Annotated in this window: 13 protein-coding genes; 3 read left to right on the forward strand and 10 right to left on the reverse strand. The window is 44.2% G+C overall.

Features of this window, described 5'->3' with window-relative positions:
• Window positions 1-92: 92 nt before the first annotated feature.
• From G460_RS0115870 to G460_RS0115880, 3 genes are all read right to left on the reverse strand, one after another.
• A complete protein-coding gene (locus tag G460_RS0115870; RefSeq protein ID WP_026956290.1) occupies window positions 93-698 on the reverse strand; it encodes a superoxide dismutase in 606 nt (201 codons plus the stop codon).
• Window positions 699-802: 104 nt separating this feature from the next.
• On the reverse strand, window positions 803-1,246 hold the full coding sequence (locus G460_RS0115875) for a nucleoside deaminase (protein WP_026956291.1): 444 nt from the start codon (window positions 1,244-1,246) through the stop codon (window positions 803-805).
• Window positions 1,247-2,386, reverse strand: a complete 1,140-nt coding sequence (locus tag G460_RS0115880; RefSeq protein WP_026956292.1) for a hypothetical protein — start codon at window positions 2,384-2,386, stop codon at window positions 1,247-1,249. It abuts the gene before it with no gap.
• A 239-nt stretch (window positions 2,387-2,625) separates the two neighbouring features.
• On the opposite strand from G460_RS0115880, the gene G460_RS0115885 reads away from it, so the two are divergent.
• Entirely contained in the window at window positions 2,626-3,735 is a 1,110-nt protein-coding gene (locus tag G460_RS0115885; protein ID WP_026956293.1) for a Na/Pi symporter, read from the forward strand.
• Here the strand turns inward: G460_RS0115885 and deoC are convergent.
• Together deoC and G460_RS0115895 are read right to left on the reverse strand one after the other, a co-directional pair.
• A complete protein-coding gene (gene deoC, locus G460_RS0115890) occupies window positions 3,727-4,401 on the reverse strand; it encodes a deoxyribose-phosphate aldolase (RefSeq protein ID WP_026956294.1) in 675 nt (224 codons plus the stop codon). The two genes, G460_RS0115885 and deoC, sit on opposite strands and share 9 nt — an antisense overlap.
• Window positions 4,385-5,602, reverse strand: a complete 1,218-nt coding sequence (locus G460_RS0115895; protein ID WP_026956295.1) for an NAD(P)-dependent oxidoreductase — start codon at window positions 5,600-5,602, stop codon at window positions 4,385-4,387. The genes deoC and G460_RS0115895 overlap by 17 nt, the downstream gene beginning before the upstream one ends.
• 179 nt (window positions 5,603-5,781) lie before the next feature.
• Here G460_RS0115895 and G460_RS21980 point away from each other — a divergent pair, with 179 nt between their 5' ends.
• Window positions 5,782-7,290: a sulfatase family protein gene (locus tag G460_RS21980; RefSeq protein WP_051316076.1), complete on the forward strand. Its 1,509-nt coding sequence runs from the start codon at window positions 5,782-5,784 to the stop codon at window positions 7,288-7,290.
• Between the two features lie 109 nt (window positions 7,291-7,399).
• Here G460_RS21980 and G460_RS0115905 read toward each other — a convergent pair whose 3' ends face one another.
• From G460_RS0115905 to G460_RS0115925, 5 genes are all read right to left on the reverse strand, one after another.
• Window positions 7,400-7,957 (reverse strand): FKBP-type peptidyl-prolyl cis-trans isomerase, encoded by a 558-nt coding sequence (locus tag G460_RS0115905; RefSeq protein WP_026956296.1) that lies wholly within the window; start codon window positions 7,955-7,957, stop codon window positions 7,400-7,402.
• Window positions 7,944-8,495, reverse strand: a complete 552-nt coding sequence (locus tag G460_RS0115910) for an FKBP-type peptidyl-prolyl cis-trans isomerase (protein ID WP_026956297.1) — start codon at window positions 8,493-8,495, stop codon at window positions 7,944-7,946. Before G460_RS0115910 ends, G460_RS0115905 begins: the two co-directional genes overlap by 14 nt.
• Before the next feature lie 20 nt (window positions 8,496-8,515).
• On the reverse strand, window positions 8,516-9,442 hold the full coding sequence (locus G460_RS0115915) for an FKBP-type peptidyl-prolyl cis-trans isomerase (protein WP_026956298.1): 927 nt from the start codon (window positions 9,440-9,442) through the stop codon (window positions 8,516-8,518).
• A 45-nt stretch (window positions 9,443-9,487) separates the two neighbouring features.
• A complete protein-coding gene (locus tag G460_RS0115920; protein ID WP_026956299.1) occupies window positions 9,488-10,522 on the reverse strand; it encodes a DHH family phosphoesterase in 1,035 nt (344 codons plus the stop codon).
• 199 nt (window positions 10,523-10,721) lie between these two features.
• Window positions 10,722-11,057, reverse strand: coding sequence for an avidin-fold protein (locus G460_RS0115925; protein ID WP_026956300.1), 336 nt, complete (start codon window positions 11,055-11,057; stop codon window positions 10,722-10,724).
• Between the two features lie 202 nt (window positions 11,058-11,259).
• Here G460_RS0115925 and G460_RS0115930 point away from each other — a divergent pair, with 202 nt between their 5' ends.
• Window positions 11,260-11,682 (forward strand): nucleoside-diphosphate kinase, encoded by a 423-nt coding sequence (locus G460_RS0115930; protein ID WP_026956301.1) that lies wholly within the window; start codon window positions 11,260-11,262, stop codon window positions 11,680-11,682.
• The last annotated feature ends 93 nt before the right edge of the window (window positions 11,683-11,775 follow it).

Consider the following 11,775-nt stretch of genomic DNA (forward strand, 5'->3'; position numbering starts at 1 on the left):
TGATGTTCACTAATGAACACTATTTTGGATTATTCGGACAAAAAAAATCCCCAGATTTTCGTCCGGGGATGTTCGATTGTCAGCTCGACTTCTTACAAAGCAGCAGTATATCTTTTGGAAACTTCGTCCCAGTTGATCACATTCCAGAATGCCGAAACGTAATCAGGACGTCTGTTTTGATAGTTGAGGTAGTAGGCGTGCTCCCATACGTCCAATCCTAGGATCGGAGTACCTTTGATCTCAGCGATATCCATGACAGGATTGTCTTGGTTTGCAGTAGAAGTGACTTCCAATGTGCCAGATGCTGTCACTACAAGCCATGCCCAGCCAGAACCAAAACGGGTAGCTGCTGCTTTGTTGAATACATCTTTGAAAGCATCAAAATTGCCAAATTTGGCATTGATTGCATTGGCAAGATCACCTGTCGGAGCACCTCCGCCAGATGGAGATAGTACAGTCCAGAATAAAGAGTGATTGTAATGTCCACCACCGTTGTTTCTGACAGCTGCATTAGAACCGGCTACAGCCATTAGTTCTTCTAGAGATTTGCCCTCTAGCTCAGTACCAGCTACAGCGTTGTTGAGGTTGGTGACATAGCCATTGTGGTGCTTGCCATGGTGGATTTCCATGGTGCGAGCATCGATATGAGGCTCTAGTGCATCAAAAGCATAGGGTAAGGATGGAAGTTCAAAAGCCATTGTTGATAAAATTTTATAGGTTAAACATGTATTAGAAATTCTTCTCGAATCTGTTTGAGAAACCAAGTGAGAATAGAAAAGGTTCTTTCGAATCCAATTTCTTATTATTTTCTCAGTTTTTGGAAAAAATCATGGAGGAGTTTTTCACTTGGCTCAGCCAAGATTCCTCCTTTGAGTTGGGTTTTGGGATGGAGCAGTCCAGGATTAGATTGTCTGAAACCTCTCTTGGGATCTGAGGCTCCGAAAAATACTGCTCCGACTTGAGACCAAAAAAGAGCCCCGCCACACATGGTGCAGGGCTCGAGTGTTACGTACAATTTGCAGGTTGTCAGGTATTTGCTTCCCAGAGAATTGGCAGCGGAAGTGATGGCAATCATCTCAGCATGTGCTGTCACATCATTGAGCTTTTCGGTTTGGTTGTAGGCTTTGGCTATGATGCGATTATTGGCCACGATCACAGCGCCTACCGGAATTTCACCCTCTTCAAAAGCAATCTGGGCTTGCTTAAGGGCTTCATTCATGAAATATTCATCCGAAAATAATTCCATTTAACGGAAGTAGTCGAAGATTTCGTTTCTCACGCCTTCGTTGATGATGACTGCCAAGACGAGGGAGACGATCAAACCAATTGCAGCCTTGAAGACGTCATTTCTAGCCAATACAAAGGCTCTGTATCTCCATGCATGCTTTTTACTAGCTTTTCCATGCTTGCCTATCGCGATGGCTAGCTCTCTACCTCCTAGCAAACCTATGAATACCCATGTAGTACTCATCGGTACACTGCTGTAGATCTTGAAGTAGAAAAGAATGATTGCATAGACAAAATCCACGATAGTAGCTGCTCTCACATCGGTAACATTGGACTTTTCATTGACGATGCCCTGGATTTTATCCCCTTTCATGTAGAACAAGAATCCGAGACCGATGAATACAAAGCCCGCATAGGCGATGAACTCTACGATATCCAACTGGCGGGGAAGGAATACTGCAATGTTAGCGGCATCCTGCATGATCCATACAGACCAAAGTGTCCCTGAAGTGATCCACTGAAGGACAAGCCAGTAAGGTTTTGCTTTGCCTTTCAGGTAGTTTTGGACAAATCGCTCCAAAACAAACCATACGACAATCGCTATTCCGAATGCCAATAGGTAGCCGACAAAGCTTTTGAACATCACATCGACGATCGTGCCAGCCTTGTAAGTGAATACATTCAATAGCAAAAAGGTCGTGGAAACTGGCATCCTCAGACGGGTCATGATCAGAAGGACAATCGGTGCTGCCAACTGCAGGAATACAAATCCTTCAGGAGCTTTCTCCAGTCCTTTGGTTGTCAATCTTTCGTAGCTGACGTCTCCTCCGTATGTCAGCCAGCTATAAGTGACTGTTCCTACGAAAATTAAACCCATAAACAGCCAAAGCCAATACCATTTTCGGTTTTGATTGGAGGCAATAAAGGTTCCGATCGTCTGGATACTGTCGTTGGCAATAGCGGAGTAGGCTGCCAATCCAAATCCAAACCACATCGCTGCATACGTATAAGGGGTCACGATGGCTGCGATGGAAATCAGGATACAAATGATGATCAGAAAGGGCTTCTCTTTTTTGGTAAAATCAAACAGGGAGTAGGCTGTTTTCGAAAGCTTTTCCTGGTTGATATTCTGGTCTATGATTTTCTTGTTCTTGGCCATGACTGGGGCTTGTGAGCGAAGCGACAAAATTAAATAAGTTATCGGGGCTTTAATATTAAGAAATTGTTAACTCAGTACTATTCATTCTTCTAAAGCCACTTTCGACATTGTATTTCGTAAAAAAATTTCAATTTTTGCCAATTCGTAGCTAGAAAATTTGGATTTAGGCGAAAATTAATTCTCAACCATTTCCAATATTTTGACTTGCTAAAACCAAAATCAAAGCGTTTCTTTCATTCATGGAGAGCTGGGAGCTAAATACTAATCAACCCAATAAAACCAAAAGCTATTTGATCATGCTTTTGGCTCTCATGCTGTTTATTTTTTCGATAGACTTATTGACTGTCGCGCTGAGCCATCTCAATAATAATGTAGCTCAGGAGCTGTTTCAAGCCACCAAGAATCCATTTGTCAGTCTATTTATAGGATTATTGATGACCGCGCTCATCCAAAGTAGCTCGACAGTGACGGCGAGTGTGGTGGCGGTGGTAGCTGCCGGCAATATGAGTTTGGAGCAGGCCGTGCCGATGGTGATGGGAGCCAATATCGGTACCACGCTGACTAGTACTCTGGTTTCTTTTTCATATTTGATGAAAAAGAAGGAGTTTAAGCGTGCTCTGTCAGCGGGGATTGTCCATGATATTTTCAATATTTTCACGGTATTGCTCCTGCTTCCTCTGGAATTGTACTTTCGGGTCTTGACTAGACTGGCGCTGTATTTTGCCCATTGGTTTTCGCCCAATGAAAATTTTACCGGTCCGGTGATTTACAATAAGGTATTTACCCGTCCTATTACAGAGTGGATTTCTGAGACGATCAATATTCCTTTTGTGACGGTTTTTATAGCGATCTTTTTGGTCTTTGCTGCGATCAAGCTGTTGGCGAGTTCGGTTTATAGAGCATTTATCTCGGATAGCTTTCAGGAGATCAGCAACATGATTTTTAAGAAAAACTGGCTGGCGTTTATCTATGGACTCTTTTTCACCGCCGCTGTGCAATCCAGCACGGTGACGACTTCCTTGGTCGTGCCGCTGGTGGCTACCAAGCGAGTGACGCTGCGTAAGGCTTTCCCATTCATCGTAGGAGCTAATATAGGGACGACGATCACGGCGGCTCTTGCAGCGATCTACAAAAGTGAGGCTGCGATAGCTCTGGCGATCGTGCATTTCCTCTTCAATACCTTTGGGGCGATCGTGATTTTGTCCTTCCCACAGTTGAGGAATGTTCCTGTCAGATTGGCGATCTATATGGGTAAAAAATCCGTGAAATCTAGATTTTTGGGATTTGCCTATATCCTATTGACCTTTTTTATTATCCCGTTCCTGCTGATTTATTTCAGTTCAGAGTGATAGATTTTCACGGGAGCGAAGTTCATCCATGATTGCCTTGGCCGAGCTGGTTCCTATGCGGTCTGCACCTGCCTGGATAAGTTGCTCTGCAAATGCCAGACTTTTGATCCCGCCGCTAGCCTTGATCCCTGTTTGAGAACTGAGAATACTCCGCATCAATTGGATGTCTTCCAGTTTTGCTCCTGAGGGTGCATAGCCAGTGGAGGTTTTGACAAAATCAGCTCCCGCATCTTGGCAGATCAGGCTGGCTGTTTGGATTTGATCTGGGCTTAGATAGGCAGTTTCGATGATGACTTTCAGGATTTTTCCTTCCTCATGACAGATATGGGCAATTTGAGCAATTTCGATTTTGGGCCAGTTCATGCCCGAATGAAAAGCCGTCTGTGACCAAACCAGATCCAGTTCATCCGCCCCATTCGTGATAGCTTCTTTGGTTTGGGAAACTTTGGTAGCTGTATCTTCAAAACCAAATGGAAATCCGATCACCGTGACCGTTTGGATGTCTTGGGACTGGAGTTCCCGCGCTACTTTTTTGACCCAAAAGCTCGGGACACAGACTCCGATAAATTGTTCCTCGATTGCTTCCTTGATAAGTTTGTCCACATCTTCGCCTGTCATGGTAGGCTTGAGGATGGTAGATTCGAGATATCTATTCAGCTTGTTCATGGGGGTACACGTAATCTGTCAAATGCATAAATTCTAACGTCAGATCTCCATCTCGGGTGATTGTTGCTTTTTCCAATAGAGGTGCAGGCTCCTCCAGCAGTGCAGGGATGACCCATTGACTGAGTTGCTTCCCAAAGTCCTCACTTGCTTCCCTGGGGAGTTCGCAGGGAAGATTGTCTATGGCCATCACCGAGATGCTGCTTTGTTTACCAAATGGAGGAAGTTCGGCTTTGGTCTGCCTATCCAAATCATAGACAGGGTCCTGAATCGATGATGCCCGGATTGTGCTAGGTACAAACCCTCCTATGTCGCAAGTGATATCGGCGATCACAGAGATACCGAAATCTTCAGATTGGATATCTGCAAGATGAAACAACCGAGGGGCTTCCGGATCCCAGTAGGCCGCCGAGATCAGAAGTTCTCCCGCCTCTGCATATTTCAGAAAATGAGATTCATAGCGTTCTGGATTGGCATAAAATTCGGATTTGTCAAAGCCACCGTCCGTTTTCCGGCGGACATAATCGGCCGAACCGAGCTGCACGAAGACAGCTTCCTCAAAATAGTCGTGAAGAAATTCATCCGGATTCACCTGTCTTATCCCCAAGGTCTCCAAAATCTCCTTGGCTCCATTTCCCACACGTCCCCTGCCAACCAAGACAATCTGAATGGGTGGCAGCTCTACTTTTTGCAACTCGGACTTCATGTCTGCCAGATCAAAGCACTCGAAGGCACGCTTGATCGTAAATAGCCCTGTTTTCATGCCGTAAGTCCAGAGTGCATTGTATGCACCGACGACCCCAGCCCAATGTCCAAATGCTACCAGTCTTTGACCGGACTCGTCTTTGAGCACTTCATAGTCGATGAGCCGAATGTTTTTGGTTAAAATAGCTTGAAGAAGCGCTCGATTTTGGCTTTGTCGCTTGATGGTGTGAGAGAAGAAAAAGTAGGTTTTGTCCGGAATCAGCTGAGCGATCGGGACCTCTTTTACTCCGAATAGCACATCACAATGAGAGATGTCATCTACGGTTTGAATTCCCTTGGACTCATATTCCTCATCAGCAAAACATCGGATAGTACTTTTTTCTACATAAAACTCGATGTTTCCAGCATACTGCTTTTGCAGAGCCTGGAGCTGGGATGGGCTAAATGGGCTTCTTTTGTCTGGTGGAGTCTTTCCTTCGCGGATAATTCCAATTTTCATAAAAATCTTTTCGCTACAGGGTTTCTTACTGTTTTCTAAGATAGTAAGATTTCTGAAGGAGAATCAGTTAGAAAAGAGAAAATAGCCTCTGGGAAATGCTTTGATTCAGGTTGGAATTAACTCAAGTGATTTTTGGAATCTGTAGTAGAACAATTTAACTTCCAAAAGCCCAAAGACCTATGAAAAAAATACTCCTACTCTTCATTCTAATTAGCTTCCATACTTTGCTAGGAAGTGCTCAAAGCAAATCACCCAATATCTTATTTCTAATCGCAGATGACTGGTCATTTCCACATGCAGGAGTCTATGGGGATAAGGTAGTAAGAACTCCCACATTTGATCGCTTGGCATCCGAAGGGGCGCTCTTCACCAATGCCTATACGGCATCTCCTTCCTGCTCTCCTTCCAGGGCATCAGCCTTACTTGGGCGATATCCACATCAAAATGGGGATGGGGGCAATCTTTGGTCGGAGTTTCCCAATGAGCATCCAACCTATGTTCAGCTTCTGGAAAAAGCCGGATATTTCACTGGGTCGGCCCGAAAAGGCTGGGGACCTGGCGAGTTCAAGGTGACAGGTTTTGAACACAACCCAGCAGGAAAAGGCTTTGAAGATTTTGCTTCCTTTTTGAAAGAAAGAAAATCAGGCGAACCTTTCGCTTTTTGGTTTGGGAGTACAGATCCGCACAGAGAGTATGTAGCCAATACAGGGATTCAGACAGGGATGAAATTGGAAAATGTAGTCGTGCCGGGATTTTTCCCCGACAATGACTGTGTCCGAAATGATATCTTGGATTATTATTTTGAAATTGAGCGTTTTGATCGAGAATGTGGGCAGCTGATAGCCATGCTGGAAGAGATAGGGGAGCTTGATAATACCATCATAGTAATGACAAGCGACAATGGGATGCCTTTTCCCCGGGCCAAAGCAAATCTTTATGATTATGGTACTAGGATGCCTTTGGCGATTCGATGGCCTGAAAAGATCAAAGCCGGAATGATCGTGGAGGAATTTGTGAATTTCGTGGACTTTGCACCAAGTTTTGTAGAGGCAGCAGGCTTAAAGCAGACTTCCATGTCAGGTCAGTCCCTTTGGCCATTGATGGCTGGAGAAAAACAAGATCGTATGCAGGTGTTCTTGGAAAGAGAAAGGCATGCCAATGTGCGGGAAGGAGATCTCAGCTATCCCATGCGTGCAGTGCGAAATCATGATTTTCTCTATATCTGGAACCCTATGCCGGAGAGAAATCCAGCAGGAGATCCCAGTGTACATCAGTCCGTCGGTCAATATGGAGATGTGGATCACTCGATCACCAAGTTTCTTGTCATGGCCATGGAGGGCGAGGCGGTGGGCAATCAGCCCGATCTTTTTGAGCTCAGCTTTGGTTTGAGACCTGAGGAGGAATTGTACGATGTGAAGAAGGATCCCTATCAACTGGATAACCTAGCTGCTAAGCCAGAATTTGCCAAAATCAAGACCGAACTCAAAGCTCAACTATTGGAGTGGATGGAAGATACAGATGATCTTCGATTCGCCAATCCTAGATCTACCTATTGGGATGAGGTGCGGTATACGCCGGATTATCAGATGAAGGATACTGACTGGCAAAAGCAAATCGATCAATATAGGATTCGGCCGCCTTTTGGATCGGTCAGAGAGATTCTGTGTGATGCAGTGACTGTAAATTAACCAGCTGCGGATCTATCTGAGCACCCATTCCCAATGCTACAAGGGCTTAGGAAAAAACATAAGGAAGAGGGAAGCAGCTAAAAGTAAAAAAAGGGCTTCGGCCCTTTTTTTAATCTATTCCCAAGAAGTCAACATCAAATCGCAAGACCGAGTTGGCAGGGATGCGTTCGTTTGATGTCTGACTCTGATATGCGTATGGGGATGGGATGATCAGAACAGCTTTGGAACCTGGTCTCAGCCTTCTAAAAGCTAAGTCCCATCCTGTAATCACTGTGCCTGCACCCAAAGTAAATTGTAAAGGATTGTATGTCCTTCCGTCTACATAGATGCTGTTATCCCTAGCTACCTGCTCAAGCGAAGTGTCGAATACGGAGCCGTCCGTGATCAAAGAGCCTGTATAGTTGGTGTACACTACAGTGCCTGAAACAGGTCTGCTTCCAAGTCCCTCTTCTTGTACAATGACTACAATACCCGTATTGGAGTCATGGATACGGTAGAGAGAGTCAATCTGAGCAGTGTCCAGATAGGCTTCTATCTTGACACTATCCAAAGCCAGATTCCCATCAAAATCATAGACAGGTCCCGTAGCAAAGGGATTATTAGGTTCGCAGGAGGCAAAAACTGCCACAGCTGCTAAAAAGAAAAGTAGATAATTAATTCGCTTCATCTTGAGGCTTTATGTCTAATAATTCTATTTCAAAGATCAATGGTTCATTGGGCTCGATGCCGATGTCTGGTTGGCCACTTCTTCCATACGCCCAGGTAGAAGGCATGATTACAGAGACTTTATCTCCTTTTTCCATCTGGCTTACTCCGTATTCAAATCCAAAGATGACCCAGCCTGCACCGTGGACATATCCAAGTGGCTCAAATTTGGTTTTGGTGATACCATTTTCATCTGCGACTTCTTCGATATTCGTATCAAATACTCTATTAGTCAGAGTTTTTCCAGTGTAGTTGACCCAAACAGAATCTCCCACTGCTGGTTTAATGCCGGATTCTGATACAGAGTGCCAAAATACATGAAAACCATAATTCTCATCTTCAAATTCTTTGACATTGTCAATCGGGTTAGTGGCAAGGTATTCATCGATTTCTTCGATGTCATCCTGCAAAATTGAAAGATCAGTAGCTTCGTCGTCAATGCACGAGAAGAGCGTGATAGAAGCTAGTAGAACTACGAAAGATGATAATCTGGTATTCATGTTGGTTTAGATGATTTAGTTTATTTCTGTACGTCTGTCACTTCGACATCGAAGATCAAGATCGAGTTTGGCTTAATCATAGCTCCTGCTCCATTTTCGCCATAGCCCAGTGGAGAAGGGATAAGGAATTTAGCTTTGGAGCCGTTTTTCAAAAGCATCAAGCCTTCGTCCCATCCTGGGATTACCTGACCCATTCCTACATTGACAGGAAGTGGCTCATAAGGTCTTTGCTCGTTGAAGACATTGTGATCTTTGGCAATCTGCTCGAAAGAGGTATCGAAAAGCGTCCCGTCAAGAAGGTAGCCAGCGTAGTTGACATACATTTGATCACCTGGGCTGACAGCATCACCAGTCCCTTCGGATTCGATGACATAGTATAGTCCGCTTTCAGTTTTCTGTGCATTCAGACCATTTTCCGATGCATATTCTTCGATTTGTTTCGCTTGCTCAGCGATCAATTCCTTTGCTCTTTCTTCTCTTTTTGCATTTTCAGCTTCTTCAGCTTTGGTGAAGTAGTCCATCAATGCTTCTTGATTCATGATGTCGATGACTCCGATTCTGATTTTCAACTGATCTTCTGCACTCAAGAAAGGAGGGAAGTTTTGACCGAAAATCACCTGAGCGGTGGATTCAAAATTGATTGAGTCACCTTTTCTCAATCCCATAAAGATCTCGTCCATGCCATTGTTGACAGGGATGGAGTCATTTGCCTTGAGGTAGCCAGGTACAGGCTGCTGATGGGTAGAGTAGATCACGGAATCATCTGCATTGATGATTTCGAGATGATAAAGCAAAAACTCTCCATTTTCAGGTTTCTGAGTACCCTGCTCGATATAGGTATATTCGATTCCGTCTTTCTCAGTTACTTTGGTCTTTTTGCAAGAAGACAAAATGCTCGCTCCAGAGAGCAGGATAAGGGCTGCCAGTAGGCTTTTTGTATTTTTCATAAAGGATAGGTGGTTTTACTTTTTAAGATAAGGGATGCTGCTATTTCACTCTACGGATACTGACTCGCCTGCAAACAGCTCTTCTTGATTTTCTTCCACTAGAGATTCAAATCGCTCGATTGTTTCTTTCAGGTTTTGGTCGGATTTTCCGCCAGCGGCATTCTTGTGTCCACCTCCGTTGAAGTAGGACGCAGCAAATTTGTTGACCGCTACATCGCTGGAAGATCTAAATGAAATTTTTATTCCATCTTCCCGCTCAGAGAACAGTGCAGCCAGTTTGATCCCGTCCAAAGATAGGGCATAATTGACCAATCCTTCGGTATCCCCTGTGCGGCTTTGATATTTTTTAAGATCTTTTTTGCTGATCGTAAAGTAGGCTGTGTGGAGGTCTTCCAGCACGACCAGTCTCCTGCTGATCGCAAAGCCTATAAACTTGAGCCTGTTGACCGAGTTGGAGTCATAGATCCAGTTGGCGATCTGAGAGGCATTGGCTCCTATTTCGATCAGTTCGGCCACGACCAGATGCACGTTTTTGGTGGTATTGGGATGTCTAAAACCACCTGTATCTGTCATGATGCCGGCATAGAGGCATTCGGCGATATCTTTGTCGATCAGGTTTTTGTCCCCGATTTTTACGATCAGTTCATAGATCAGCTCACAGGTGGCGGCGGCTTGGGTGCTCCAGTATCTGAAGTCAGCAAAGTCTTCCGGGTCCTGATGGTGATCTATATTTACGGTGTAGGCATCCGATTGACGGATCATTTCACCCAAATCATTGACTCGTTTGAGACTGGAGAAATCCAGGCAGAAAATCATATCGGCTTCATCCAATGCTTGGGTCGCCTTTTTTTGGTGATCTTCTCTGGAAAAATCCAGTACCGAATCATTTCCTTTCATCCAAGTGAGGAAGGAAGGATAATCTGTAGGAGTTACCACTGTCACCTCATGCCCCTTTTTGATCAGGTAGTTTGCCAGTCCCAAGGAAGATCCGAGTGCATCGGCATCAGGCTTGACATGAGTGGTGATAAATATTTTTTTGGGTGAAGAAAGTTCTTTTTTAAATGAGGCTACTGCTTCCATTAGTTAGTTTCTACGGCTCAATGGCGTATTCAGTCGGCAAAGGTCAGGAATTTTTTGACAATTCCCAACTTTGTAAGTCTGCTGAAAATGAATGAAATAAAGGTGTAAACCGTAAAGACAAGCAGGAATCAGAGATTAAGTTGAATTTTTCGAAGGTTTCCCTCGAATGGCTACATGGCTTAGAACTACACAATACTTCTCATACCTCCTCCAAAATAGAAGTACCCTTGGATTGATCGCCTGAAGTCCACTGCCAGGATTCATAGAGGCGGATTTTTCCGGATGGCAGGATTTCCGGTCTGGATTGGCAGATGCCCGCCATCAGCTCTCCAGAGGCATTGACTTGATGGTAGCGCATCTCGATCCGACCTTTTTGATCCACCAAGCCGATCAGATATCCTTGGATGATTTTGCCTCCGCTATAATCAGAGCGCAAAATATTTCCTTCCTGACGATAGAGGAATGTAGTCTCAGCGCTGGTTTCTCCATTTTCTGAGTTTTGCACCGGGCGAAAAATTTTGCCATCGTAATTCATAAAGAAATTTTAGAAATTTGGTGATTTACAATTACTAAATAAAGGTTAGGAAGATGAAAACACAATTCTCCAATCAGTTTTGAATTTCTTGTTCACTTGATTGAAAACAAAGAACTTATCCCCAAATTTTCAAGTTTTCTCGGATTCCCATCAGGATTCTTCTATTTTTGCGGCCGAATTAAACCAATGAATCTCAAAAAACATGGCAGCAAACAGAACATTCACCATGATCAAGCCTGATGCTTTCGAAGCAGGCAACTCAGGAGCAATCCTCAAAATGATCGAAGAAGCAGGCTTCAAAATCGTGGCAATGAAAGCTACTCAATTGACTCCTGAATTGGCAGGTAAATTCTACGAGGTGCACAAAGAAAGACCTTTCTACGCTGATCTTTGCGCTTATATGTCTTCCGGGCCAATCATCGCGGCTATTTTGGAGAAAGACAATGCAGTGGAAGACTTTAGAAAATTGATCGGTGCTACCAACCCAGCTGATGCTGCAGAAGGAACTATCCGTAAGATTTTTGCCAAGTCTATCGAAGCAAATGCGGTTCATGGATCTGACTCTGATGAAAACGCAGCAATCGAAGGAAGCTTCTACTTCTCTCAAGCAGAAAGAGTAGGCTAATAGCTCCACCATACGATACTTAGAAAGCACTCCTTGGGAGTGCTTTTTTTATGCCTTTTTCATTTTATACTTATCAAAATCGCTCCGGAATTC

The sequence above is a fragment of the Algoriphagus vanfongensis DSM 17529 genome (assembly GCF_000429465.1).
Classification (GTDB): Bacteria; Bacteroidota; Bacteroidia; order Cytophagales; family Cyclobacteriaceae; genus Algoriphagus; species Algoriphagus vanfongensis.